This window comes from Halomonas sp. THAF12 (genome assembly GCF_009363675.1).
In the GTDB taxonomy this organism is placed as follows: Bacteria; Pseudomonadota; Gammaproteobacteria; order Pseudomonadales; family Halomonadaceae; genus Halomonas; species Halomonas smyrnensis.
Genome location: NZ_CP045399.1, coordinates 3,457,873 through 3,481,588, shown reverse-complemented (window position 1 = coordinate 3,481,588; position 23,716 = coordinate 3,457,873). Strand labels below are relative to the sequence as shown.

Annotated in this window: 28 protein-coding genes; all 28 read left to right on the top strand. The window is 63.0% G+C overall.

The features are described 5' to 3' along the window. Positions 1-18: 18 nt before the first annotated feature. The 28 genes from rpoB (at position 19) to secY (ending at position 23,646) form a co-directional block, all read left to right on the top strand. Complete coding sequence (gene rpoB, locus FIU88_RS16155) at positions 19-4,098, top strand: DNA-directed RNA polymerase subunit beta (protein WP_026068606.1); 4,080 nt, start codon at positions 19-21, stop codon at positions 4,096-4,098. A gap of 86 nt (positions 4,099-4,184) precedes the next feature. Next, positions 4,185-8,402, top strand: coding sequence for a DNA-directed RNA polymerase subunit beta' (gene rpoC, locus FIU88_RS16150; RefSeq protein ID WP_152479871.1), 4,218 nt, complete (start codon positions 4,185-4,187; stop codon positions 8,400-8,402). Between the two features lie 183 nt (positions 8,403-8,585). Beyond that, positions 8,586-8,960: a 30S ribosomal protein S12 gene (gene rpsL, locus FIU88_RS16145; protein WP_016856424.1), complete on the top strand. Its 375-nt coding sequence runs from the start codon at positions 8,586-8,588 to the stop codon at positions 8,958-8,960. A 131-nt stretch (positions 8,961-9,091) separates the two neighbouring features. After that, positions 9,092-9,562: a 30S ribosomal protein S7 gene (gene rpsG, locus FIU88_RS16140; protein ID WP_016856423.1), complete on the top strand. Its 471-nt coding sequence runs from the start codon at positions 9,092-9,094 to the stop codon at positions 9,560-9,562. 30 nt (positions 9,563-9,592) lie between these two features. Beyond that, a complete protein-coding gene (fusA, locus tag FIU88_RS16135) occupies positions 9,593-11,713 on the top strand; it encodes an elongation factor G (protein ID WP_152479870.1) in 2,121 nt (706 codons plus the stop codon). 29 nt (positions 11,714-11,742) lie between these two features. Next, positions 11,743-12,936 carry an elongation factor Tu gene (gene tuf / locus FIU88_RS16130; RefSeq protein ID WP_035596342.1) on the top strand — a complete coding sequence of 398 codons (1,194 nt, stop codon included), beginning with the start codon at positions 11,743-11,745 and terminating at the stop codon, positions 12,934-12,936. 164 nt (positions 12,937-13,100) lie between these two features. Further along, entirely contained in the window at positions 13,101-13,412 is a 312-nt protein-coding gene (gene rpsJ / locus FIU88_RS16125; protein WP_010626466.1) for a 30S ribosomal protein S10, read from the top strand. A 154-nt stretch (positions 13,413-13,566) separates the two neighbouring features. Further along, a complete protein-coding gene (rplC, locus tag FIU88_RS16120) occupies positions 13,567-14,205 on the top strand; it encodes a 50S ribosomal protein L3 (protein WP_016856420.1) in 639 nt (212 codons plus the stop codon). A gap of 14 nt (positions 14,206-14,219) precedes the next feature. Then, positions 14,220-14,828, top strand: a complete 609-nt coding sequence (gene rplD, locus FIU88_RS16115) for a 50S ribosomal protein L4 (RefSeq protein WP_016856419.1) — start codon at positions 14,220-14,222, stop codon at positions 14,826-14,828. Further along, the gene (rplW, locus tag FIU88_RS16110) at positions 14,825-15,121 is read left to right on the top strand and encodes a 50S ribosomal protein L23 (protein ID WP_016856418.1); all 297 of its coding nucleotides are present in this window, start codon (positions 14,825-14,827) and stop codon (positions 15,119-15,121) included. Before rplD ends, rplW begins: the two co-directional genes overlap by 4 nt. A 17-nt stretch (positions 15,122-15,138) precedes the next feature. Further along, entirely contained in the window at positions 15,139-15,969 is an 831-nt protein-coding gene (gene rplB, locus FIU88_RS16105; protein WP_016856417.1) for a 50S ribosomal protein L2, read from the top strand. Positions 15,970-16,002: 33 nt separating this feature from the next. Continuing rightward, positions 16,003-16,278 carry a 30S ribosomal protein S19 gene (rpsS, locus tag FIU88_RS16100; RefSeq protein ID WP_026068605.1) on the top strand — a complete coding sequence of 92 codons (276 nt, stop codon included), beginning with the start codon at positions 16,003-16,005 and terminating at the stop codon, positions 16,276-16,278. A gap of 18 nt (positions 16,279-16,296) precedes the next feature. Next, a complete protein-coding gene (rplV, locus tag FIU88_RS16095; protein ID WP_016856415.1) occupies positions 16,297-16,629 on the top strand; it encodes a 50S ribosomal protein L22 in 333 nt (110 codons plus the stop codon). Between the two features lie 11 nt (positions 16,630-16,640). Beyond that, on the top strand, positions 16,641-17,339 hold the full coding sequence (gene rpsC / locus FIU88_RS16090) for a 30S ribosomal protein S3 (RefSeq protein WP_016856414.1): 699 nt from the start codon (positions 16,641-16,643) through the stop codon (positions 17,337-17,339). Between the two features lie 15 nt (positions 17,340-17,354). Then, positions 17,355-17,768, top strand: coding sequence for a 50S ribosomal protein L16 (rplP, locus tag FIU88_RS16085; protein ID WP_016856413.1), 414 nt, complete (start codon positions 17,355-17,357; stop codon positions 17,766-17,768). Then, the gene (rpmC, locus tag FIU88_RS16080; protein ID WP_016856412.1) at positions 17,768-17,959 is read left to right on the top strand and encodes a 50S ribosomal protein L29; all 192 of its coding nucleotides are present in this window, start codon (positions 17,768-17,770) and stop codon (positions 17,957-17,959) included. The genes rplP and rpmC overlap by 1 nt, the downstream gene beginning before the upstream one ends. Before the next feature lies 1 nt (position 17,960). Next, complete coding sequence (gene rpsQ / locus FIU88_RS16075) at positions 17,961-18,221, top strand: 30S ribosomal protein S17 (protein ID WP_016856411.1); 261 nt, start codon at positions 17,961-17,963, stop codon at positions 18,219-18,221. Positions 18,222-18,273: 52 nt separating this feature from the next. Then, complete coding sequence (gene rplN / locus FIU88_RS16070; RefSeq protein ID WP_016856410.1) at positions 18,274-18,645, top strand: 50S ribosomal protein L14; 372 nt, start codon at positions 18,274-18,276, stop codon at positions 18,643-18,645. A 14-nt stretch (positions 18,646-18,659) separates the two neighbouring features. After that, positions 18,660-18,977, top strand: a complete 318-nt coding sequence (gene rplX, locus FIU88_RS16065; protein ID WP_016856409.1) for a 50S ribosomal protein L24 — start codon at positions 18,660-18,662, stop codon at positions 18,975-18,977. Positions 18,978-18,995: 18 nt separating this feature from the next. Continuing rightward, positions 18,996-19,535: a 50S ribosomal protein L5 gene (gene rplE / locus FIU88_RS16060; protein ID WP_016856408.1), complete on the top strand. Its 540-nt coding sequence runs from the start codon at positions 18,996-18,998 to the stop codon at positions 19,533-19,535. A gap of 10 nt (positions 19,536-19,545) precedes the next feature. Continuing rightward, positions 19,546-19,851, top strand: a complete 306-nt coding sequence (gene rpsN / locus FIU88_RS16055) for a 30S ribosomal protein S14 (protein ID WP_026068604.1) — start codon at positions 19,546-19,548, stop codon at positions 19,849-19,851. Positions 19,852-19,883: 32 nt separating this feature from the next. Beyond that, positions 19,884-20,276: a 30S ribosomal protein S8 gene (gene rpsH / locus FIU88_RS16050; protein WP_016856406.1), complete on the top strand. Its 393-nt coding sequence runs from the start codon at positions 19,884-19,886 to the stop codon at positions 20,274-20,276. A gap of 9 nt (positions 20,277-20,285) precedes the next feature. Then, on the top strand, positions 20,286-20,816 hold the full coding sequence (rplF, locus tag FIU88_RS16045; protein WP_016856405.1) for a 50S ribosomal protein L6: 531 nt from the start codon (positions 20,286-20,288) through the stop codon (positions 20,814-20,816). A 9-nt stretch (positions 20,817-20,825) separates the two neighbouring features. After that, positions 20,826-21,176, top strand: coding sequence for a 50S ribosomal protein L18 (gene rplR / locus FIU88_RS16040; RefSeq protein WP_016856404.1), 351 nt, complete (start codon positions 20,826-20,828; stop codon positions 21,174-21,176). Positions 21,177-21,187: 11 nt separating this feature from the next. Next, a complete protein-coding gene (gene rpsE, locus FIU88_RS16035) occupies positions 21,188-21,688 on the top strand; it encodes a 30S ribosomal protein S5 (protein WP_016856403.1) in 501 nt (166 codons plus the stop codon). A gap of 5 nt (positions 21,689-21,693) precedes the next feature. Next, positions 21,694-21,876, top strand: a complete 183-nt coding sequence (gene rpmD, locus FIU88_RS16030) for a 50S ribosomal protein L30 (protein WP_016419098.1) — start codon at positions 21,694-21,696, stop codon at positions 21,874-21,876. Between the two features lie 3 nt (positions 21,877-21,879). Continuing rightward, complete coding sequence (rplO, locus tag FIU88_RS16025; RefSeq protein WP_016856402.1) at positions 21,880-22,314, top strand: 50S ribosomal protein L15; 435 nt, start codon at positions 21,880-21,882, stop codon at positions 22,312-22,314. Next, complete coding sequence (gene secY, locus FIU88_RS16020) at positions 22,315-23,646, top strand: preprotein translocase subunit SecY (RefSeq protein WP_026068603.1); 1,332 nt, start codon at positions 22,315-22,317, stop codon at positions 23,644-23,646. It abuts the gene before it with no gap. Positions 23,647-23,716: the final 70 nt, after the last annotated feature.

Here is a 23,716-nt window from a genome sequence, read left to right as displayed (position 1 = left end):
ACAAGCTGGGGAATACAGATGGCTTACTCATACACTGAGAAAAAACGCATCCGCAAGGATTTCGGCAAACTGCCCCAAGTGATGGATGTGCCTTACCTGCTGGCCATCCAGCTTGATTCCTATTACGACTTTCTCCAGCAGGATCGCTCCCCCGAAGAGCGCCTCGACCTGGGCCTGCATGCCGCCTTCCGCTCGGTCTTCCCGATCGAGAGCTTCTCCGGCAATGCTGCGCTGGAATACGTCAGCTACCGTTTTGGCACTCCGGCCTTCGATGTCAAGGAATGCCAGCTGCGTGGCGTCACCTATTCGGCTCCCCTGCGCGTTAAAGTCCGCCTGATCATCTATGACAAGGATTCGTCCAACAAGGCGATCAAGGACATCAAGGAGCAGGAAGTCTACATGGGGGAAATCCCCCTGATGACCGAGAACGGTACCTTCGTCGTGAACGGTACCGAGCGCGTCATCGTTTCCCAGCTGCACCGCTCCCCGGGCGTGTTCTTCGATCACGACAAGGGCAAGAGCCACTCCTCCGGCAAGCTCTTGTATTCCGCTCGGGTGATTCCCTACCGCGGTTCCTGGCTGGACTTCGAGTTCGATCCCAAGGACAACGTCTTCGTGCGTATCGACCGTCGCCGCAAGCTGCCGGCCACGGTGCTGCTGCGCGCGCTGGGCATGAGCGCCGAGGAGATCCTCGACGAGTTCTTCGACACCAGCACCTTCCACATCGAGAAGCGCGGCTTCTCCGTGGAACTGGTGCCGTCTCGCCTGCGCGGCGAGACCGCGACCTTCGACATCAAGGATGGTGACGGCAACGTCATCGTCGAGGAAGGCCGTCGCGTCACCCAGAAGCACATCCGTCAGCTGGAGAAGGCCGGCCTCGAGCGTCTCGAGGTGCCGATGGACTACCTGTTCGGCAAGGTGCTGGCCAAGGACCAGATCGATCCCAACACCGGCGAGCTGATCTGCCCCTGCAACACCGCGATCACCCCGGAAGTGCTGGAGTCCGTGGGCCAGGCCGGCCTGACCCGCCTGGAGACCCTGTACACCAACGACCTGGATTGCGGCCCGTTCGTCTCCGACACCCTCAAGCTGGACACCACCGGTTCCCAGCTCGAGGCGCTGGTCGAGATCTACCGCATGATGCGCCCCGGCGAGCCGCCCACCAAGGAAGCCGCCGAGACGCTGTTCAACAACCTGTTCTTCACCGAAGACCGCTACGACCTGTCCGGCGTCGGTCGCATGAAGTTCAACCGTCGTCTGCGCCGCGAGCAGGACGAGGGCGCCGGCGTCCTCGACCAGCGCGACATCCTCGACGTGCTCGGCGAGCTGATCAACATCCGTAACGGCTTCGGCGACGTCGACGACATCGACCACCTGGGCAACCGCCGCATCCGCTGCGTCGGCGAGATGGCCGAGAACCAGTTCCGCGTCGGCCTGGTGCGCGTCGAGCGTGCGGTCAAGGAACGCCTCTCCATGGCGGAGAGCGAAGGCCTGATGCCGCAGGACCTGATCAACGCCAAGCCGGTGGCCGCGGCGGTGAAGGAGTTCTTCGGCTCCTCCCAGCTGTCGCAGTTCATGGACCAGAACAACCCGCTGTCCGAGGTGACGCACAAGCGCCGCGTCTCCGCCCTCGGCCCGGGCGGCCTGACCCGCGAGCGTGCCGGCTTCGAGGTGCGTGACGTTCACGCCACCCACTACGGCCGCCTGTGCCCGATCGAGACCCCCGAGGGTCCGAACATCGGCCTGATCAACTCGCTGGCCACCTACAGCCACACCAACAGCTACGGCTTCCTCGAGACGCCGTACCGCAAGGTCGTGGACGGTCAGGTGACCGACGACGTGGTGCACCTCTCCGCGATCGAGGAGGGCAACTTCGTCATCGCCCAGGCCTCGGCCACCGTGGACGAGGGCGGCAAGCTGGTCGACGACCTGGTGCAGGTCCGCCACCGCGGCGAGACCACCTTCATGCGCCCCGAGCAGGTCACCCTGATGGACGTCTCGCCGCGTCAGGTGGTGTCCGTGGCCGCGGCCCTGATCCCGTTCCTCGAGCACGATGACGCCAACCGCGCCCTGATGGGGGCGAACATGCAGCGTCAGGCCGTGCCGACCCTGCGCGCCGACAAGCCGCTGGTCGGTACCGGCATGGAGAAGTTCGTCGCCCGCGACTCCGGCGTCTGCGCCGTGGCCCGTCGTGGTGGCACCATCGACTCCGTCGATGCCAAGCGCATCGTGGTGCGGGTCAACGAGGACGAGATCATCGGCGGCGAAGCCGGCGTCGATATCTACAACCTGACCAAGTACCTGCGGTCCAACCAGAACACCTGCCAGAACCAGCGTCCGATCGTGCGCCCCGGCGACAGCGTGTCGAGCGGCGACATCCTGGCCGACGGCCCGTCCGTCGACATGGGTGACCTGGCCCTGGGCCAGAACATGCGCATCGCCTTCATGCCGTGGAACGGCTACAACTTCGAGGACTCCATCCTGCTCTCCGAGCGGGCCGTCCAGGAAGACCGTTTCACCACCATCCACATCCAGGAGCTGACCTGCGTCTCCCGCGACACCAAGCTGGGCGCGGAAGAGATCACCTCCGATATCCCGAACGTCGGCGAGTCCGCGCTCGGCAAGCTGGATGAGGCCGGCGTCGTCTACATCGGTGCCGAGGTCGGCGCGGGCGACATCCTGGTCGGCAAGGTCACGCCCAAGGGCGAGACCCAGCTGACCCCGGAGGAGAAGCTACTGCGTGCGATCTTCGGTGAGAAGGCGTCCGACGTGAAGGACACCTCCCTGCGTGCCCCGACCGGCATGAAGGGCACCGTCATCGACGTGCAGGTGTTCACCCGCGACGGCGTGGAGAAGGACTCCCGTGCGCTCTCCATCGAGCAGCAGCAGCTCGACGAGGTGCGCAAGGATCTCCAGGAGACCTACCGCATCGCCGAGGACGCCACCTTCGAGCGTCTGCAGCGCACCCTGGTCGGTCAGCCGGTCAACGGCGGTCCGAAGCTCAAGAAGGGCGACGTGCTCAGCGACGAGTACCTCGAGGAGCTGCCGCGTCAGCAGTGGTTCAAGCTGCGCATGCAGGACGAGAGCCTCAACGAGCTGCTGGCCCAGGCCGACGAGCAGCTGGAGACCCGTCGCAAGGAGATGGACGAGCGCTTCGAGGACAAGAAGCGCAAGCTCACCCAGGGCGACGACCTCGCGCCGGGCGTGCTCAAGATCGTCAAGGTCTACCTCGCCATCAAGCGTCGCCTGCAGCCGGGTGACAAGATGGCCGGTCGTCACGGTAACAAGGGTGTCATCTCGGCCATCATGCCGATCGAGGACATGCCGTTCGATGACAACGGCGAGCCGATCGACGTGGTGCTGAACCCGCTGGGTGTCCCGTCGCGGATGAACGTCGGCCAGATCCTCGAGACCCACCTGGGCATGGCCGCCCGCGGCCTCGGGGTGAAGATCGAGCACATGCTGCGCGACGCCCGCGACCAGCAGGTCTCGCAGATCCGTGAGTTCCTGGGCAAGGTCTACAATACCGAGTCGAGCACCCGGGTCGAGGACATCGACTCGCTCTCCGACGACGAGGTGATCTCCCTGGCCAAGAACCTCAAGGCGGGTGTGCCCATGGCCACGCCGGTCTTCGACGGTGCTCGCGAGCAGGAGATCAAGCACCTGCTGACCCTGGCCGATCTGCCGGACTCCGGTCAGACGACCCTCTACGACGGGCGTACCGGCGATGCCTTCGATCGCCCGGTCACCGTGGGTTACATGTACATGCTGAAGCTCAACCACCTGGTGGATGACAAGATGCACGCGCGTTCCACCGGCTCCTACTCCCTGGTGACCCAGCAGCCGCTGGGCGGCAAGGCGCAGTTCGGTGGTCAGCGCTTCGGGGAAATGGAGGTCTGGGCCCTGGAAGCCTATGGCGCCGCCTACACCCTTCAGGAAATGCTCACCGTCAAGTCCGATGACGTGGAAGGCCGCACCAAGATGTACAAGAGCATCGTGGATGGCGACCACACCATGCAGGCGGGCATGCCGGAATCCTTCAACGTGCTGGTGAAGGAAATCCGTTCGCTGGGCATCGATATCGAACTGGAGAGCTGAGGCTGCCGCTAGGCGCTTCGCAGTAATGACGGTCCGCGGGGGCGTGCGCGCCCCCGCCCATGACAACTCCGCAACGGAGCCGACCCATGAAAGATTTGGTGAAAGTCCTCAAATCGCAGTCTCAGTCCGACGAGTTCGACGCGATCAAGATCACGCTGGCGTCGCCGGACATGATTCGCAGCTGGTCCTTCGGCGAGGTCAAGAAGCCCGAGACCATCAACTATCGTACCTTCAAGCCGGAACGTGACGGCCTGTTCTGTGCCAAGATCTTCGGCCCGGTGAAGGATTACGAGTGCCTGTGCGGCAAGTACAAGCGGATGAAGCATCGCGGCATCATCTGCGAGAAGTGCGGCGTGGAGGTCACCAAGGCCGCCGTGCGCCGCGAGCGCATGGGTCACATCGAGCTGGCAAGCCCGGTCGCGCACATCTGGTTTTTGAAGTCGCTGCCGTCCCGCATCGGCATGTTCCTGGACATGACCCTGCGCGACATCGAGCGCGTGCTGTACTTCGAGAGCTTCATGGTCGTCGACCCGGGCATGACCACCCTCGAGCGCGGCCAGCTGCTCAACGACGAGCAGTACTTCGAGGCCCTCGAGGAGTTCGGCGACGACTTCGACGCCCGCATGGGTGCCGAGGCCGTCCAGGCCATGCTCAAGGACATCGATCTCGAGGAAGAGATCGAGCGTCTGCGTGAGGAGATCCCGCAGACCAACTCCGAGACCAAGATCAAGAAGCTGTCCAAGCGCCTGAAGCTGCTGGAGGCCTTCCAGGGCTCCGGCAACGATCCGGCGTGGATGGTCATGGAAGTGCTGCCGGTGCTGCCGCCGGACCTGCGTCCGCTGGTGCCGCTGGACGGCGGCCGCTTCGCGACCTCGGACCTGAACGACCTGTACCGCCGCGTGATCAACCGCAACAACCGCCTCAAGCGGCTGCTGGATCTCAACGCGCCGGACATCATCGTGCGCAACGAGAAGCGCATGCTGCAGGAAGCGGTCGACGCCCTGCTCGACAACGGCCGTCGCGGCCGGGCCATCACCGGCTCGAACAAGCGTCCGCTGAAGTCGCTGGCCGACATGATCAAGGGCAAGCAGGGTCGTTTCCGTCAGAACCTGCTGGGCAAGCGCGTCGACTACTCCGGCCGCTCGGTCATCACCGTGGGCCCGACCCTGCGTCTGCACCAGTGCGGCCTGCCGAAGAAGATGGCGCTCGAGCTGTTCAAGCCGTTCATCTACTCCAAGCTGCAGGCCAGCGGCCAGGCGTCCACCATCAAGGCCGCCAAGAAGATGGTCGAGCGCGAGCTGCCGGAGGTGTGGGACATCCTCGCCGACGTCATCCGCGAGCACCCGGTACTGCTGAACCGCGCCCCGACCCTGCACCGTCTCGGCATCCAGGCCTTCGAGCCGCTGCTGATCGAGGGCAAGGCGATCCAGCTGCACCCGCTGGTGTGTGCCGCCTACAACGCCGACTTCGACGGCGACCAGATGGCCGTGCACGTGCCGCTGACCCTGGAGGCCCAGCTCGAGGCCCGCGCGCTGATGATGGCCACCAACAACGTGCTGTCACCGGCCAACGGCGAGCCGATCATCGTGCCGTCCCAGGACGTGGTGCTGGGTCTGTATTACATGACCCGCGAGAAGATCAATGCCAAGGGTGAGGGCATGGTGTTCTCCGACCTCAACGAGGTCGAGCGCGCCTTCGGCACCCAGAGCGTCGACCTGCACGCTCGCGTCAAGGTGCGCCTCGATGAGGTGGCCGTCGACGAAGAGACCGGCGAGAAGACCGAGACCCGCAAGATCTACGACACCACCGTGGGTCGCGCGCTGCTGTTCCGGATCCTGCCCGAAGGCGTGCCCTTCGAGCTGATCGATCAGCCGATGAAGAAGAAGGCGATCTCCCAGCTGATCAACGAGGTGTATCGCTGCTCCGGCCTGAAGCCGGCGGTGATCTTCGCCGACCAGCTGATGTACACCGGCTTCCGCATGGCCACCTGGTCCGGCGCCTCCATCGGCGTCAACGACTTCGTCATCCCGGACGCCAAGGCCGAGATCGTCGAAGCCGCCGAGGAAGAGGTCAAGGAAATCGAGGACCAGTTCTCCTCCGGTCTCGTGACCGCGGGCGAGAAGTACAACAAGGTCATCGATATCTGGGCGCGGGCCAACGACCAGGTCGCCAAGGCGATGATGACGGGCATCTCCAAGGAGAGCGTGATCGACCGCGAGGGCAACGAGGTCGAGCAGGACTCCTTCAACAGCGTCTTCATCATGGCCGACTCCGGCGCCCGGGGTAGTGCCGCCCAGATCCGCCAGCTGGCGGGCATGCGTGGCCTGATGGCCAAGCCGGACGGCTCGATCATCGAGACCCCGATCGTCGCCAACTTCCGTGAGGGTCTGAACGTACTCCAGTACTTCATCTCGACCCACGGCGCGCGTAAGGGTCTGGCGGATACCGCCCTCAAGACGGCCAACTCCGGTTACCTGACCCGTCGCCTGGTCGACGTGGCCCAGGACATGGTCATCACCGAGGCCGACTGCGGCACCGAGAACGGCCTGACCCTGCACCCGGTCATCGAGGGCGGCGACATCATCGTCTCGCTGGCCCAGCGCGTGCTCGGCCGCGTGGTCGCTCAGGACGTCGTCGATCCCGAGAGCGAGGAAGTGCTGATTCCGCGCGGCACCCTGCTCGACGAGGCGTGGTGCGCCGAGCTCGACACCATGGGCGTCGACGAGATCGTGGTGCGCTCCACGATCAGCTGTGACACCAGTCATGGCGTCTGCTCCGCGTGCTACGGCCGCGACCTGGCGCGCGGCCATCAGGTCAACGTCGGCGAGTCCGTGGGCGTCATCGCCGCCCAGTCGATCGGTGAGCCGGGTACCCAGCTGACCATGCGGACCTTCCACATCGGTGGTGCGGCCTCTCGTGCCTCCGCGGTGGACAGCGTCCAGGTCAAGCACGGCGGCAAGGTGCGCCTGCACAACATCAAGCACGTGGAGCGCGGCGACGGCAAGCTGGTCGTGGTCTCCCGCTCCAGCGCCCTGGCCGTCGCCGACGAGCATGGCCGCGAGCGCGAGTACTACAAGCTGCCCTATGGCGCCGAGCTCTCCGTCAAGGACGGCGATGCCGTCGATGCCGGCCAGACCGTGGCCAAGTGGGATCCGCACACCCACCCGATCGTGGCCGAGGCCGAGGGCAAGGTGCAGTACGCGGACATGGACGAGGGCGTCACCATCCACCGCAGCGTGGACGAGATGACCGGCCTGTCCTCCATCGAGGTGATCGAGTCGGCGGCGCGCCCCATGGCCGGTCGCGACAAGCGCCCGATGATCCTGCTGTCCGACGAGGCCGGCAAGCCGGTGACCCTGGCCAACTCCGACACCCCGGTGCAGTACCTGCTGCCCGGCAACGCGATCGTGACCGTCGACGACGGCTCCAAGATCGGCGTCGGCGAGGTGGTGGCCCGTATTCCGGTGGAAGCCACCGGCAACAAGGACATCACCGGTGGTCTGCCGCGCGTGGCCGACCTGTTCGAGGCGCGCAAGCCGAAAGAGCCGGCGATTCTCGCCGAGATCAGCGGCACCATCAGCTTCGGCAAGGAGACCAAGGGTAAGCGTCGTCTGGCGATCACCCCGGAATCCGGCGATCCGTTCGAGATGCTGATCCCGAAATGGCGCCAGATCGCCGTGTTCGAGGGCGAGAGCGTCGAGAAGGGCGAGGTCATCTCCGATGGCCCGAGCAACCCGCACGATATCCTGCGTCTGCTCGGCATCGCCGAACTGGCCAAGTACATCGTCGCCGAGGTGCAGGACGTCTACCGTCTGCAGGGCGTGGGCATCAACGACAAGCACATCGAAGTGATCGTGCGTCAGATGCTGCGCAAGGTCGAGATCACCGACGCCGGCGATTCCGACTTCATCCCGGGCGATCAGGTCGAGCTGGTGCGCGTGCTGGAGCAGAACGCCGCACTCGCCGCCAGCGACAAGTTCCCGGCCAAGTTCCAGCGCCTGCTGCTGGGTATCACCAAGGCCAGCCTGGCCACCGAGTCGTTCATCTCCGCGGCCTCCTTCCAGGAGACCACGCGGGTGCTGACCGAGGCGGCGGTCACCGGCAAGCGCGACTACCTGCGCGGCCTGAAGGAAAACGTGGTGGTGGGTCGTCTGATCCCGGCCGGTACCGGCCTGACCCATCACGCGGAGCGTCGCCGCAAGCGTGAAGACGCCGAACGCGTGCTCCAGCCGTCGGCCCACGACGTCGAGCAGGAGCTGGGCGCTCAGCTCACCGCGCTCGACTCGGACGACGACGAGATCTGACGTCCACGGCCCCAAGTGCGGCGCTCCTCGGGGCGCCGCGCTTGACGGTGCATGGCGTCAGCCATTAGAATGCGCAGCCTTTAACAGTGGGGCGGGTGCGCCCGCGCCATTGGTGAAGAGGAACGCAAGACAGGAAGCGAACGGCTACTCGCTTCCGCCAAGGCAACCCATTTGGAGCGATAAATGGCTACCATCAATCAGCTCGTGCGCAAGCCGCGCAAGCGCCAGGCCGCCAAGAGCGACGTGCCTGCGCTGCAGGCCTGCCCGCAGAAGCGCGGCGTTTGCACCCGCGTCTACACCACCACCCCGAAGAAGCCGAACTCGGCTCTGCGTAAGGTCTGCCGTGTGCGCCTGACCAACGGCTTCGAGGTGTCTTCCTACATCGGCGGTGAAGGCCACAACCTCCAGGAGCACTCCGTGGTCCTGATTCGTGGCGGTCGAGTGAAGGACCTTCCGGGTGTCCGTTACCACACCGTTCGCGGTGCCCTGGATACCTCCGGCGTCCAGAACCGTAAGCAGGGTCGTTCCAAGTACGGTACCAAGCGTCCGAAGGCCTAAGCCTCCGCGCAGCGTTACCGGCTACGGCCACACCAGAACATTGATATTGACACGGTCTGATAAGAGTAAGGTCGAGCGCCCATCCGGTCGTCTCGGGTTTACCTGAAGGACCCTTCGGAAGAGGGCTTATCATGCCTAGAAGAAGAGTTGCGGCCAAGCGCGAGATCCTCCCGGATCCCAAGTTCGGATCCGAGCGCCTGGCGAAGTTCATGAACCACCTGATGATCAGCGGCAAGAAGTCCGTAGCTGAGCGCATCGTCTATGGTGCGCTGGACAGGGTTGCCGATCGTTCCAACGAAGAGCCGCTGGAGATCTTCGACAAGGCGCTGGAAACCATCCAGCCCATGGTCGAGGTGAAGTCTCGCCGCGTCGGCGGTGCGACCTATCAGGTGCCGGTCGAAGTGCGTCCGTCTCGCCGTCAGGCGCTGGCCATGCGTTGGCTGGTGGACGCCGCACGTCGTCGCGGTGAGAAGACCATGGTGCAGCGTCTGGCTGGCGAAATGCTGGATGCCGCCGAAGGCAAGGGTTCGGCCGTCAAGAAGCGTGAAGACGTGCATCGCATGGCAGAGGCCAACAAGGCCTTCTCTCACTACCGCTTCTAAACCGCACCGCCAACCAACGGGAGTTACATCGTGGCTCGCAAGACTCCGCTCAAGCGTTACCGCAATATCGGTATCGTGGCCCACGTCGACGCCGGTAAGACTACCACTACCGAGCGTGTCCTGTTCTACACCGGTCTGTCCCACAAGGTCGGCGAGGTCCATGAGGGCGCCGCCACCATGGACTGGATGCAGCAGGAGCAGGAGCGTGGCATCACGATCACCTCCGCGGCGACCACCTGCTTCTGGCAGGGCATGAACAAGCAGTTCGATGAGCACCGCATCAACATCATCGACACCCCTGGGCACGTTGACTTCACCATCGAGGTCGAGCGTTCCCTGCGTGTGCTCGACGGTGCGGTCGTCGTGCTGTGCGGTTCCTCCGGTGTGCAGCCGCAGACCGAGACCGTCTGGCGTCAGGCCAACAAGTACGAAGTCCCGCGCATGGTGTTCGTCAACAAGATGGACCGTGCCGGTGCCGACTTCTTCATGGTCGTCGACCAGCTGAAAGACAAGCTGGGCGCCAACGTCGTGCCGATCCAGATCAACTGGGGTGCCGAGGACGAGTTCAAGGGCGTGATCGACCTCATCCAGATGAAGGCCATCCAGTGGGATGAAGCCAACTTCGGGATGAACTACGAGCTGGTCGACATTCCTGCCGATCTGCAGGACAAGGCCGCGGAATACCGCGAGCACATGGTCGAGTCCGCCGCCGAGGCCTCCGAAGAGCTGATGGAGAAGTACCTCGAGGAAGGCGACCTCTCCGAGGAGGAGATCAAGGCCGGCCTGCGTCGTCGTACCCTCGACAACGAGATCGTGCTGGTCACCTGTGGCTCCGCGTTCAAGAACAAGGGCGTGCAGGCGGTTCTGGATGGCGTGATCGAGTACATGCCGTCTCCGACCGAGGTCAAGGCCATCGAGGGTGAGCTGGACGACAAGGACGGCACCATCGCCACTCGTGAGGCCGATGACAGCGCGCCGTTCGCGTCTCTGGCGTTCAAGATCGCCACCGACCCGTTCGTCGGCACCCTGACCTTCATCCGCGTCTACTCCGGCGTGCTGAAGTCCGGCGACAGCGTCTACAACTCCGTCAAGCAGAAGAAGGAGCGCGTCGGCCGTATCGTCCAGATGCACTCCAACTCCCGCGAGGAGATCAAGGAAGTGCTGGCCGGCGACATCGCCGCCTGCATCGGCCTGAAGGACGTTACCACCGGTGACACCCTGTGCGACCTGAATGACAAGATCATTCTCGAGCGCATGGAGTTCCCGGATCCGGTGATCTCCGTGGCCGTGGAGCCGAAGTCCAAGGCCGACCAAGAGAAGATGGGCGTCGCCCTCGGCAAGCTGGCCCAGGAGGATCCGTCCTTCCAGGTCAAGACCGACGAGGAAACCGGCCAGACCATCATCTCCGGCATGGGCGAGCTGCACCTGGACATCATCGTCGACCGCATGCGTCGCGAGTTCAAGGTGGAGGCCAACATCGGCAAGCCGCAGGTTGCCTACCGCGAAACCATCCGTCAGAGCGTCGAGCAGGAAGGTAAGTTCGTTCGCCAGTCCGGTGGTCGCGGTCAGTACGGTCACGTTATCCTGCGCATCGAGCCGTTGACGGCCGAGGACAAGGGCGAAGATGAAGAGATGAACTTCAAATTCGCTTCCGAGATCGTCGGCGGTGTGGTTCCGAAGGAATACGTGCCGGCCGTCGAGAAAGGGGCCTATGAGCAGCTCCAGAACGGTGTCATCGCGGGCTACCCGATGATTGACGTCAAGGTCACGCTGTTCGACGGTTCCTACCACGACGTGGACTCTAACGAGACCGCGTTCAAGGTCGCCTCTTCCATGGCGATCAAGGAAGGCGCACCCAAGGCCAAGGCCGTGCTCCTCGAGCCGGTGATGAAGGTCGAAGTCGTGACTCCCGAGGAATTCATGGGGGACGTCATGGGCGACCTGAACCGTCGCCGTGGCCTGGTCCAGGGTATGGACGACTCGCCTGCGGGCAAGGTCATCCGCGCCACCGTTCCGCTGGCTGAGATGTTCGGTTACGCAACCGACCTGCGCTCTCAGACCCAGGGCCGCGCGAGCTACACCATGGAGTTCGCGGATTACGAAGAGGCGCCGAACAGCGTCGTTGAAGCCGTCATCAACCAGAACGGTTAACCGTTAGCTAACGTAAAGAGGTCATAGCAGTGGCTAAGGAAAAATTCGAACGTTCCAAAACGCACGTCAACGTCGGTACCATCGGTCACGTCGACCACGGTAAGACCACGCTGACTGCGGCCCTGACTCGCGTGTCCGCGGAAGTCTTCGGTGGCGACGCTCGTGCGTTCGACTCCATCGACAACGCCCCGGAAGAGCGTGAGCGCGGTATCACCATCGCGACCGCTCACGTCGAGTACCAGTCCGAAGAGCGTCACTACGCTCACGTCGACTGCCCGGGTCACGCCGACTACGTCAAGAACATGATCACCGGTGCCGCCCAGATGGACGGCGCTATCCTGGTCTGCTCTGCCGCCGACGGCCCCATGCCGCAGACTCGCGAGCACATCCTGCTGTCTCGCCAGGTCGGCGTGCCGTACATCGTCGTGTTCCTGAACAAGGCCGACATGGTCGACGACGAAGAGCTGCTCGAGCTGGTCGAGATGGAAGTCCGTGAGCTCCTGAGCGAGTACGACTTCCCGGGCGACGACTGCCCGATCATCACCGGTTCCGCCCTGATGGCTCTGGAAGGCAAGGACGACAACGGCATGGGTACCACCGCCGTTGCCAACCTGATCAAGGCCCTGGACGCGTACATCCCGGAGCCGGAGCGTGCCATCGATCAGCCGTTCCTGATGCCGATCGAGGACGTGTTCTCCATCTCCGGTCGCGGTACCGTGGTGACCGGTCGTGTCGAGCGCGGCATCGTCAAGTCTGGCGAAGAAGTCGAGATCGTCGGCATCAAGGACACCACCAAGACCACCGTTACCGGTGTCGAGATGTTCCGTAAGCTGCTCGACGAAGGTCGTGCCGGCGAGAACATCGGCGCCCTGCTGCGCGGCACCAAGCGTGACGACGTCGAGCGTGGTCAGGTCCTGGCCAAGCCGGGCACCATCACCCCGCACACCAAGTTCGAGGCCGAGGTGTACGTGCTGTCCAAGGACGAGGGTGGTCGTCACACTCCGTTCTTCAAGGGCTACCGTCCGCAGTTCTACTTCCGTACCACCGACATCACCGGTACCTGCGAACTGCCGGAAGGCGTCGAGATGGTCATGCCGGGCGACAACGTCAAGATGGTTGTCAGCCTGATCGCCCCGGTCGCCATGGACGAAGGCCTGCGTTTCGCCGTTCGTGAAGGCGGTCGTACCGTCGGCGCCGGCGTCGTGGCCAAGATCGTCGAGTAAGCATTACGCTGATCGAACGATCGAAGGGGGCTCCTTGCGGAGCCCCCTTTCTGCGCACCGTCACGAGGGGTTTGACTCTCGACGGCGGCGCGCCTATAATGCGCATCCTTTGAATGCGTGGGTTGACGGCTCGCGCCGTCAAGATCCATTGGAGTTTAGGGCAAATGCAGAACCAGAAGATTCGCATTCGGTTGAAGGCCTTCGACCACCGCCTGATCGACCAGTCCGCCGCGGAGATCGTTGATACCGCCAAGCGTACCGGCGCCCAGGTGCGGGGTCCGATTCCTCTGCCGACCAATCGCGAGCGTTACACCGTGCTGATCTCTCCGCACGTGAACAAGGACGCCCGTGATCAGTACGAGATTCGTACTCACAAGCGTGTGCTCGATATCGTCGAGCCGACCGAGAAGACCGTTGATGCACTGATGAAGCTCGACCTCGCCGCCGGCGTGGACGTGCAGATCAAGCTCGACTGATACCACACTAGACACTTGCGGCCCAGCGCCTGTCGGAAGTTCGCATAGGCAGCAGCCGCCGCGCCGGGATGGCGCCATACAACGTGCTAGTGGAATGCTCTGGAAAGGGCAGCCATAGCGGGTGATAGCCCCGTACACTAAAGGAGACGTAGTAATGACTATCGGTTTGGTCGGTACGAAGGCCGGGATGACCCGTGTCTTTACCGAAGACGGCGCCTCAGTGCCCGTGACCGTGATCGAGGTTGATCCGAACCGCGTGACTCGCGTCAAGACCGTCGAGTCCGACGGCTATGCCGCGGTGCAGGTGACAACCGGTTCCCGCAAGGCCAAGCATCTCTCCAAGGCCCAAGCCGGTCAATTCGCGAAAGCCGGCGTTGAGGCTGGTCGTTCGCTGATGGAGTTCCGCCTGGACGAAGGCGTCGAGGCTCCGGAAGTGGGCGGCGAACTCACCGTATCCCTCTTCGAGGCTGGTCAGAAGATCGACGTGACCGGCTCCTCCAAGGGTAAGGGTTTCCAGGGCGCCGTGAAGCGCTGGAACTTCCGTACCCAGGACAACAGCCACGGTAACTCCCTGGCCCACCGTGCACCGGGTTCCATCGGCATGTGCCAGACCCCGGGTCGCGTGTTCAAGGGCAAGAAGATGGCCGGTCAGCTCGGCAACGAGCGTTGCACCGTCCAGAGCCTGGAAGTCGTCCGTGTCGACGCCGAGCGTAATCTGCTGCTGGTCAAGGGTGCCGTGCCCGGTGCCACCGGCAGTGATGTCATCGTGCGCAGCGCCGTCAAAGCAGGCTGAAGGGGAATTTACCGATGAATCTGAATCTTGCAGGTGCTGGCGGCACCGTCGAAGTCGCCGAAGCCACCTTTGGCAAAGAGTTCAACGAAGCACTCGTGCACCAGGTCGTCACCGCCTATCTGGCCGGTGGTCGTCAGGGCACCCGCGCCCAGAAGAACCGTTCCGACGTGCGTGGCGGCGGCAAGAAGCCGTGGCGTCAGAAGGGCACCGGTCGTGCCCGCGCCGGTACCATCCGCTCGCCGATCTGGCGTGCCGGCGGCGTGACCTTCGCGGCTCGTCCGCAGGACTACACCCAGAAGGTCAACCGCAAGATGTACCGTGCGGCCATGCGCTCGATCCTTTCCGAGCTCGTGCGCCAGGAGCGTCTGGTGGCCGTCGACGCCTTCGCCGTCGAGACCCCCAAGACCAAGCAGCTGGTCGCCAAGCTCAACGAGCTGGGCCTCGAGGACAAGGTGCTGATCGTCACCGAAGAGGTCGACGAGAATCTGTACCTCGCCGCCCGCAACATCCCCAACGTGGATGTCGTGGACGTCGCTGCCGCCGACCCGGTGAGCCTGGTTGCCTTCGACAAGGTCCTGGCCACCGTCTCCGCTCTGCGTAAATTCGAGGAGAAGCTGGCATGAACCAGGAACGTGTATTCAAGGTGCTGCTGGGTCCGCACGTGACCGAGAAGGCCGCCATGGCCGCCGAGCGCAACCAGTACGTGTTCAAGGTGGCAAGCGACGCGACCAAGCCCGAGATCAAGACCGCCGTGCAGGAACTGTTCGGCAAGAAGGTCGACAGCGTTCAGGTCCTGAACGTCAAGGGCAAGACCAAGCGCACCGCGCATGGCACCGGTCTCCGTAAAGGCTATCGCAAGGCGTACGTCACCCTGGCCGCCGGCGAGACGCTCGAAGACTTCTCTGGCGCCGAGTAAAGGCAGGAGCACGGATCATGGCAATCGTCAAGACTAAACCTACTTCCGCCGGTCGTCGCCACGTCATCAAGATCGTCGGCGATGAGCTGCACAAGGGCCGCGCGTACGCGCCGCTGCTCGAAAAGCAGTCCAAGTCCGGTGGCCGTAACAACTACGGTCGCATCACCACCCGCCACGTGGGCGGTGGTCACCGTCAGCACTACCGGATCATCGACTTCAAGCGTACCAAGGATGGCATTCCCGCCGTCGTCGAGCGCCTGGAGCACGATCCGAATCGTAGCGCCCACATCGCGCTGCTGAAGTACATGGACGGCGAGCGTCGCTACATCATCGCTCCGCGCGGTGTGAAAGCCGGCGACCGTCTCGAGTCCGGCGTGAATGCAGCGATCAAGAAGGGCAACGCCCTGCCGCTGCGCAACATTCCGCTGGGTTCCACCGTGCACTGCATCGAGCTGAAGCCCGGCAAGGGTGCTCAGATCGCTCGCAGTGCCGGCACCAGCGCCCAGCTGGTGGCCCGTGAAGGCAACTACGCCACCCTGCGTCTGCGCTCCGGCGAGATGCGCAAGGTGCTGGCCGAGTGCCGCGCGACCCTGGGTGAGGTGAGCAACTCCGAGCACAGCCTGCGTCAGCTTGGCAAGGCCGGTGCGAAGCGCTGGAAAGGCGTGCGCCCGACCGTTCGCGGTGTGGCCATGAACCCGGTGGATCACCCGCACGGTGGTGGTGAAGGCCGCACCAGCGGTGGTCGTCATCCGGTGTCTCCGTGGGGTATGCCCACCAAGGGCCACAAGACCCGCAAGAACAAGCGCACCGACAAGCTGATCGTCCGTCGCCGCAAGGCCCGGAAATAAGATCCCACGCCAAGACATTAAGAGGTAACGGCTGTGCCACGTTCACTGAAGAAAGGTCCTTTTATTGACCTTCATCTGCTGAAGAAGGTTGAGACTGCAGTGGAGAAGGGCGAACGCAAACCGATCAAGACCTGGTCGCGTCGCTCCATGATCCTGCCCAACATGGTCGGGCTCACCATTGCGGTCCATAACGGTCGCCAACACGTCCCGGTGCACGTCTCCGAGGAAATGGTTGGCCACAAGCTGGGCGAATTCGCTGCCACCCGCACCTATCGCGGTCACGCGGCGGACAAGAAAGCCAAACGGTAAGCCGAGAGAGGATTAGAGATGGAAGTCACAGCAAAGCTGCGTGGCGCTAGCTTATCCGCCCAGAAGGCCCGTTTGGTGGCTGACCAGGTGCGCGGTAAGCCGGTCGCCGAAGCACTCGACCTGCTGACCTTCTCCCCGAAGAAGGCAGCGAAGCTGGTCAAGAAGGTGCTGCAGTCCGCCATCGCGAACGCGGAAGAAAACAACGGCATGGATATCGACGAGCTGCGTGTCTCGACCATCTGCGTCGATGAGGGCATGACGCTCAAGCGCATCCGTCCGCGCGCCAAGGGCCGTGCGGATCGCATTCTGAAGCGCACCTGCCACATCACCGTCAAGGTAGCCGAGAAGTAGGAGTCGACCAGATGGGTCAGAAAGTCAATCCGACAGGCATTCGCCTGGGTATCGTCAAGGACCATACCTCGGTCTGGTATGCCGAGCGCGGCGCCTATGCCGATAAGCTGAACAACGACCTCGAGGTGCGTAGCTTCCTGGAAGAGCGTCTCAAGAACGCCTCTGTCAGCAAGATCACCATCGAGCGTCCGGCCAACAACGCCCGCGTGACCATTCACACCGCCCGTCCGGGCATCGTGATTGGCAAGAAGGGCGAGGACGTCGACAAGCTGCGTCGCGAAGTCACTCAGATGATGGGCGTGCCCGTTCACGTCAACATCGAGGAAGTTCGCAAGCCGGAGCTGGACGCCCAGCTCGTCGCGCAGAACATCGCCGGCCAGCTCGAGCGTCGCGTCATGTTCCGCCGCGCCATGAAGCGCTCCGTCCAGAACGCCATGCGCCTGGGCGCCGGCGGTATCAAGGTGCAGCTCTCCGGCCGTCTCGGCGGTGCCGAGATCGCCCGCACCGAATGGTATCGCGAAGGTCGCGTGCCGCTGCACACCCTGCGTGCGGACATCGACTACGCCACCTACGAGGCCAAGACCACCTACGGCATCATCGGTGTCAAGGTCTGGGTCTTCAAGGGTGAAATCCTCGGGGGCATCGAGGAGGTCCGCGCCAAGGCCAAGCAGCCGCAGAGCGCGCCCTCCAAGAAGAAAGGTTCCAAGTAAGGGGAGAGCGAGTCGATGTTACAACCCAAGCGTTTGAAATTCCGTAAGGTGCAGAAGGGCCGCAACCGTGGCCTGGCGCAGCGCGGTAGCAAGGTGAGCTTCGGCGAATACGGCCTCAAGGCCACTGGCCGCGGTCGTGTCACCGCCCGTCAGATCGAAGCCGGTCGTCGTGCCATCACGCGTCACGTGAAGCGTGGCGGCAAGATCTGGATCCGTGTCTTCCCCGACAAGCCGATTTCCAAGAAGCCGTTGGAAGTCCGTATGGGTAAGGGTAAGGGCTCCGTCGAGTACTGGGTCGCGCAGATCCAGCCCGGCCGTGTCCTGTACGAGATCGAAGGCGTTTCCGAGGAGCTGGCTCGCGAGGCATTTGGTCTCGCCGCGCAGAAGTTCCCGGTCTCCACCACCTTTGTGAAACGGACGGTGATGTGATGAAAGCCCAGGAAATTCGTGAAAAGTCCGCAGAGCAGCTCAAGGAGCAGCTCCTCGAACTCCTCCGCGAGCAGTTCAACCTGCGCATGCAGAAGGCCACCGGCCAGCTCAGCCAGACGCATCTGCTCAAGCAGGTTCGTCGGGATATCGCCCGGGTGAAGACTGTGCTCAACGAGAAGGCAGGTGTCTGAGATGGCCGAAGAGAAAAAAGCCCGTACGCTCACCGGTAAGGTGGTGAGCGACAAGATGGACAAGTCCATCGTTGTGATGATCGAGCGTCGTGAGCGCCACCCGATCTACGGCAAGTACGTCAAGCGCTCCACCAAGCTGCACGCCCATGACGAGGCGAACCAGGCCAAGGCTGGCGACACGGTCTCCATTCAGGAGAGCCGTCCGCTGTCGAAGAAAAAGGCCTGGGCCCTGGTCGAAGTTCTCGAACAGGCCAAGGGTTGATCGGCAAACGCCAGTCGAACCAGTGCAGTCAGTTTAGGTTTGGAGAAAACCGATGATTCAGACTCAGACAATGCTGGATGTCGCCGACAACAGCGGGGCGCGCCGGGTGCAGTGCATCAAGGTGCTCGGCGGTTCACACCGCCGCTACGCCCGCGTTGGTGACGTCATCAAAGTCACGGTGAAAGAAGCCATCCCGCGTGGCAAGGTCAAGAAAGGCCAGGTCCTCAAAGCGGTGGTCGTTCGCACCCGTAGTGGCGTCCGTCGTAACGACGGTTCGCTGATCCGCTTCGATGGAAATGCGGCCGTTCTGTTGAACAACACCAACGAACAGCCGATTGGTACCCGGATCTTCGGTCCGGTGACCCGTGAGCTTCGTACTGAGAAGTTCATGAAGATCATTTCCTTGGCGCCTGAAGTGCTGTAAGGAGCGAGGCGGATATGCAAAAGATCAAACGTGACGACGAAGTCGTCGTCATCGCCGGGAAAGACAAGGGCAAGCGTGGCACCGTGAAGCGCGTCCTCCAGGACGACCGCTACATCGTGTCCGGTGTGAACATGATCAAGCGTCACACCAAGCCCAATCCCATGGCGGGTAATCAGGGCGGTATCGTCGAGCGCGAGGCTCCGATTCACGCGTCCAACGTGGCCATCTTCAACCAGGAGACCGGTAAGGCAGATCGCGTCGGCGTCCAGGTTCAGGAAGACGGTACCAAGGTACGTATCTACAAGTCGACGCAAGCGCAGATCGACGCCTAACGCGAGTCGGGTAGCAAAATGGCGAACTTGAAAGAACGTTATCAAAACGAGGTGGCGGCTAAGCTCCAAGAGCAGTTCAGCTACGCCAACGTTATGCAGGTGCCCCGGATCACCAAGGTGACCCTGAACATGGGCATCGGCGAAGCGACCAGCGACAAGAAGCTGATCGACAACGCCATCGGTGACCTGGAGAAACTCTCCGGTCAAAAGCCGCTGGTGACCAAGGCGCGCAAGTCCATCGCGGGCTTCAAGGTGCGTGAAGGCTGGCCGATCGGGATCAAGGTGACCCTGCGCTCCGAGCGCATGTGGGACTTCCTCGATCGCCTGGTGAATATCGCGATCCCCCGCGTTCGTGACTTCCGTGGTCTCAACCCGAAGTCCTTCGACGGTCGTGGCAACTATTCCATGGGGGTGCGTGAGCAGATCATCTTCCCGGAGATCGAGTATGATAAGATCGACCGGATCCGTGGTCTGGATGTCACCATCACCACCACCGCCAACACCGATGAAGAAGGTCGTGCGCTGCTGAGCGCATTGAACTTCCCGTTCAAGAAATAAGGGTGGGATCATGGCAAAGAAAAGCATGGTAGAGCGTGAGGCGAAGCGCGCCGAGCTGGTGGAGAAGTATGCCGCCAAGCGCGCCGAGCTCAAGGCGATCATCCAGGACGTGAACGCTTCTGACGAAGAGCGCTTCGATGCGCAGCTCAAGCTGCAGCAGCTGCCGCGTGACTCCAGCCCGGTGCGCCAGCGCAACCGCTGCCGCGTCACTGGCCGTCCGCACGGCTACTACAACAAGTTCGGCCTCGGCCGCAACAAGCTGCGTGAAGCCGCCATGCGTGGCGATGTGCCCGGACTCAAGAAGTCCAGCTGGTAACGTCACGTAGAATCATCAGGAGCGCAACGTAAATGAGCATGCAAGACACTCTGGCGGATATGTTCACCCGTATCCGCAATGCGCAGATGGCCACCAAGGAGACGGTTTCCATGCCGTCCTCCAAGCTCAAGGTCGAGGTGGCCCGCGTGCTGAAGGAAGAGGGTTATGTCACGGACTATGCCGTCAGCGAAGAGGCCAAGCCGTCGCTGACCGTGACCCTCAAGTACTTCGAAGGCAAGCCGGTCATCGAACATCTGCAACGGGCTTCCAAGCCGTCTCTGCGCAGCTACAAGGGCAAGGACTCCCTGCCCAAGGTTGCCGATGGCCTGGGTATCGCGATCGTCACCACCTCCAATGGTGTGATGACCGACCGCGCGGCCCGTCAGGCCGGTGTCGGTGGTGAAGTCATCTGCACCGTATTCTAGGAGTTTGGAATGTCACGCGTAGCCAAATATCCGGTTAAAGTGCCCGCCGGCGTCGAGCTCAAGCTCGACGGCGACCAGCTGTCCGTCAAGGGCAGCCAGGGCGCGCTGTCCATGACCGTTCACCCCGACGTGGCGATCGCTCATGAGGAAGGTCAAGTGACCTTCCAGCCGAGCGAGTCCGCCAAGAGCTGGGCGATGGTCGGCACCACCCGTGCCCTGGTTCAGAACCTGGTCACCGGTGTTTCCGAGGGCTTCACCAAGTCCCTCGAAATTAATGGCGTCGGTTATCGTGCCCAGGCCAAGGGCCAGACGCTGAACCTGACACTGGGCTTCTCACACCCGGTCGACTACGAACTGCCTGAAGGTGTCACGGCGGAAACGCCGAAGAACACCACTATCGTGCTGAAGAGCGCGGACAAGCAGAAGCTCGGCCAGGTTGCCGCGGAAATTCGCGCCTACCGTCCGCCCGAGCCCTATAAGGGCAAGGGTATCCGGTACGGCGACGAGCAAGTCCGCCGCAAAGAAGCCAAGAAGAAGTAAGGCAGGGTTATGAACGCGAAGAAAGAATCTCGTCTCCGTCGTGCCCGCCGCGCTCGCGCCAAGATCCGCGAGCTGGGCGTGTATCGCCTGTGCGTCAACCGTACCCCGCGCCACATCTACGCGCAGATCATCTCGCCGGATGGTGGCAAGGTCCTGGCCAGCGCTTCCACGCTGGACAAGGCCCTGCGCGAGGGTGCGACCGGTAACGTCGACGCCGCCACCAAGGTCGGCGCGCTGATTGCCGAACGGGCCAAGCAGGCAGGCATCACCCAGGTGGCCTTCGACCGTGCCGGTTTCAAGTACCACGGTCGTGTCAAGGCCCTGGCCGACGCCGCTCGTGAAGGCGGCCTGGAATTCTAAAGGGTTTTACGATGGCGAAGAACGAACAGCAAAGCGGCGATCTGCAGGAAAAGCTCGTGCAGGTCAACCGTGTCGCCAAGGTGGTCAAGGGTGGCCGGATCTTCGGCTTCACCGCCCTGACCGTCGTCGGCGACGGTAACGGTCGTGTTGGCTTCGGTCGTGGCAAGGCGCGTGAAGTGCCGGTCGCGATCCAGAAGGCCATGGACCAGGCGCGTCGCAACATGGTCAAGGTCAACCTGAAAGGTGCCACTCTGCAGTACGCCGTCAAGGCCCGTCACGGTGCCTCCAAGGTGTACATGCAGCCGGCTTCCGAGGGTACCGGCATCATCGCCGGCGGCGCCATGCGCTCCGTGCTCGAGCTGGCCGGCGTCCATGACGTCCTGGCCAAGTGCTACGGCTCCACCAATCCGGTGAACGTGGTGCGTGCGACCGTCAACGGTCTGACCGCCCAGCGCTCTCCGGAAGACGTGGCCGCCAAGCGCGGTCTGTCTGTCGAAGCGATCACGGGGTGAGTACCATGGCAGCTACGATCAAGGTTACCCAGACCCGCAGCACCATCGGCGTGCTGGCCAAGCACAAGGCCACCATGAAGGGCCTCGGCCTGCGTCGCATCGGTCACACGGTCGAACTGGAAGACACCCCTGCCGTTCGCGGCATGATCCACAAGGTCAACTACCTTGTGCGTGTTGAGGGAGAGTAATCCATGAAACTCAATAGCCTGAGCCCGGCACCGGGCTCCAAGCACGCCGAAAAGCGCGTCGGTCGCGGCATTGGCTCCGGTCTGGGCAAGACCGGTGGCCGGGGCCACAAGGGCCTCAAGTCGCGCAGCGGCGGCAGCGTGAAGCCCGGCTTCGAAGGCGGCCAGATGCCGCTGCAGCGTCGTCTGCCGAAGTTCGGTTTCACTTCCGCGAAGTCGCTGGTCTCCCAGGAAGTCCGCCTGGCCGAACTCGGCCGGGTCGAGGGTGACGAAGTCACCCTGGACACCCTGAAGCAGGCCAACGTGCTGAAGGATGCCACCCAGTATGCCAAGGTGATCCTTTCCGGCGAACTGAACAAGGCGGTTACCGTCCGCGGCCTCAAGGTCACCAAGGGTGCCCGTGCCGCGATCGAAGCCGCCGGCGGTAAGGTAGAGGACTAAATGGCCAAGTCAGGAAATATGCCGGCGATGGGCAGCGGTCTGAGTGAACTCTGGGCGCGTCTGCGCTTCGTGCTCCTCGCCATCGTGGTCTACCGTATCGGTGCCCACATCCCCGTTCCCGGTATCAATCCTGACCAGCTTGCTGCCTTGTTCAGGGAGCAGCAGGGCACCATCCTGGGCATGTTCAACATGTTCTCGGGCGGTGCCCTGGAGCGCATGAGTATCTTCGCACTCGGCATCATGCCGTACATCTCCGCGTCGATCATCATGCAGCTGCTGACCGCCGTCTCGCCTCAGCTGGAGCAGCTGAAGAAGGAGGGCGAGGCCGGTCGTCGCAAGATCAGCCAGTACACCCGCTACGGCACCGTACTGCTGGCTCTCGTCCAGGCCACCGGCATGTCGGTGGGCCTGGCGAGCCAGGGTATTGCCTACACGGCCGACTTCAGCTTCTATTTCACCGCCGTCGTCACCTTCGTGTGCGGCGCGGTGTTCATGATGTGGCTGGGCGAGCAGATCACCGAGAAGGGCATCGGCAACGGCATCTCGCTGCTGATCTTCGCGGGGATCGTCGCCGGTCTGCCGGGGGCCGTGGGCCAGGCCTTCGAACTGGCCCGTAATGAAGGCGCATGGAACGTGCTGCCGCTGCTGGCCTTGTCCCTTCTGGGCATCGCCACCGTGGCCTTCGTGGTGTTCATCGAGCGCGGTCAACGCCGCATCACGGTGAACTATCCGCGTCGCCAGGTCGGCAACAAGATGTACGCCGGCCAGAGCAGCTATCTGCCGCTCAAGGTCAACATGGCGGGCGTGATTCCGGCGATCTTCGCCTCGAGCATCCTGCTGTTCCCGGCATCGCTGGGTCAGTGGGTCGGTGCCGGGGACGGCATGGAGTGGCTGCAGCGTGCATCCCAGGCTCTTGGCCCGGGTCAGCCGCTGTACATCTTGCTTTTCGCGGCAGCGGTGGTATTCTTCTGCTTCTTTTACACAGCGCTGGTCTTCAATCCCAAGGACGTCGCCGACAACCTCAAGAAGTCGGGGGCCTTCCTTCCGGGCATCCGCCCCGGCGAGCAGACCGCTCGCTACGTCGACAAGGTCATGACCCGTCTGACCCTGTTCGGTGCCCTCTACATCACTGCTGTTTCCCTGATGCCCCAGTTCCTGATCGTGGCCTGGAACGTACCGTTCTTCTTCGGCGGTACTTCGTTGCTGATCGTGGTGGTGGTCATCATGGACTTCATGGCCCAGGTGCAGTCGCACCTCATGTCGCATCAGTACGATTCGGTGATGAAGAAGTCCAACCTGAAAGGCTACGGCAGCGGCGGCATCACGCGCTGAGTGCGCCGCTGGTGAATTGGCGCGCCGCGAGCTGAATTGTTGGCTCGCGACGCGGGCCAACAATGGAGAG

Excerpts from the sequence above, each read along its gene's own strand:
- rpoB (WP_026068606.1), top strand. The coding sequence starts at position 19 with ATGGCTTACTCATACACTGAGAAAAAACGCATCCGCAAGGATTTCGGC.
- rpoC (WP_152479871.1), top strand. The coding sequence starts at position 4,185 with ATGAAAGATTTGGTGAAAGTCCTCAAATCGCAGTCTCAGTCCGACGAG.
- rpsL (WP_016856424.1), top strand. The coding sequence starts at position 8,586 with ATGGCTACCATCAATCAGCTCGTGCGCAAGCCGCGCAAGCGCCAGGCC.
- rpsG (WP_016856423.1), top strand. The coding sequence starts at position 9,092 with ATGCCTAGAAGAAGAGTTGCGGCCAAGCGCGAGATCCTCCCGGATCCC.
- rpsJ (WP_010626466.1), top strand. The coding sequence starts at position 13,101 with ATGCAGAACCAGAAGATTCGCATTCGGTTGAAGGCCTTCGACCACCGC.
- rplC (WP_016856420.1), top strand. The coding sequence starts at position 13,567 with ATGACTATCGGTTTGGTCGGTACGAAGGCCGGGATGACCCGTGTCTTT.
- rplD (WP_016856419.1), top strand. The coding sequence starts at position 14,220 with ATGAATCTGAATCTTGCAGGTGCTGGCGGCACCGTCGAAGTCGCCGAA.
- rplW (WP_016856418.1), top strand. The coding sequence starts at position 14,825 with ATGAACCAGGAACGTGTATTCAAGGTGCTGCTGGGTCCGCACGTGACC.
- rplB (WP_016856417.1), top strand. The coding sequence starts at position 15,139 with ATGGCAATCGTCAAGACTAAACCTACTTCCGCCGGTCGTCGCCACGTC.
- rplV (WP_016856415.1), top strand. The coding sequence starts at position 16,297 with ATGGAAGTCACAGCAAAGCTGCGTGGCGCTAGCTTATCCGCCCAGAAG.
- rpsC (WP_016856414.1), top strand. The coding sequence starts at position 16,641 with ATGGGTCAGAAAGTCAATCCGACAGGCATTCGCCTGGGTATCGTCAAG.
- rplP (WP_016856413.1), top strand. The coding sequence starts at position 17,355 with ATGTTACAACCCAAGCGTTTGAAATTCCGTAAGGTGCAGAAGGGCCGC.
- rpmC (WP_016856412.1), top strand. The coding sequence starts at position 17,768 with ATGAAAGCCCAGGAAATTCGTGAAAAGTCCGCAGAGCAGCTCAAGGAG.
- rpsQ (WP_016856411.1), top strand. The coding sequence starts at position 17,961 with ATGGCCGAAGAGAAAAAAGCCCGTACGCTCACCGGTAAGGTGGTGAGC.
- rplN (WP_016856410.1), top strand. The coding sequence starts at position 18,274 with ATGATTCAGACTCAGACAATGCTGGATGTCGCCGACAACAGCGGGGCG.
- rplX (WP_016856409.1), top strand. The coding sequence starts at position 18,660 with ATGCAAAAGATCAAACGTGACGACGAAGTCGTCGTCATCGCCGGGAAA.
- rplE (WP_016856408.1), top strand. The coding sequence starts at position 18,996 with ATGGCGAACTTGAAAGAACGTTATCAAAACGAGGTGGCGGCTAAGCTC.
- rpsN (WP_026068604.1), top strand. The coding sequence starts at position 19,546 with ATGGCAAAGAAAAGCATGGTAGAGCGTGAGGCGAAGCGCGCCGAGCTG.
- rpsH (WP_016856406.1), top strand. The coding sequence starts at position 19,884 with ATGAGCATGCAAGACACTCTGGCGGATATGTTCACCCGTATCCGCAAT.
- rplF (WP_016856405.1), top strand. The coding sequence starts at position 20,286 with ATGTCACGCGTAGCCAAATATCCGGTTAAAGTGCCCGCCGGCGTCGAG.
- rplR (WP_016856404.1), top strand. The coding sequence starts at position 20,826 with ATGAACGCGAAGAAAGAATCTCGTCTCCGTCGTGCCCGCCGCGCTCGC.
- rpsE (WP_016856403.1), top strand. The coding sequence starts at position 21,188 with ATGGCGAAGAACGAACAGCAAAGCGGCGATCTGCAGGAAAAGCTCGTG.
- rpmD (WP_016419098.1), top strand. The coding sequence starts at position 21,694 with ATGGCAGCTACGATCAAGGTTACCCAGACCCGCAGCACCATCGGCGTG.
- rplO (WP_016856402.1), top strand. The coding sequence starts at position 21,880 with ATGAAACTCAATAGCCTGAGCCCGGCACCGGGCTCCAAGCACGCCGAA.
- secY (WP_026068603.1), top strand. The coding sequence starts at position 22,315 with ATGGCCAAGTCAGGAAATATGCCGGCGATGGGCAGCGGTCTGAGTGAA.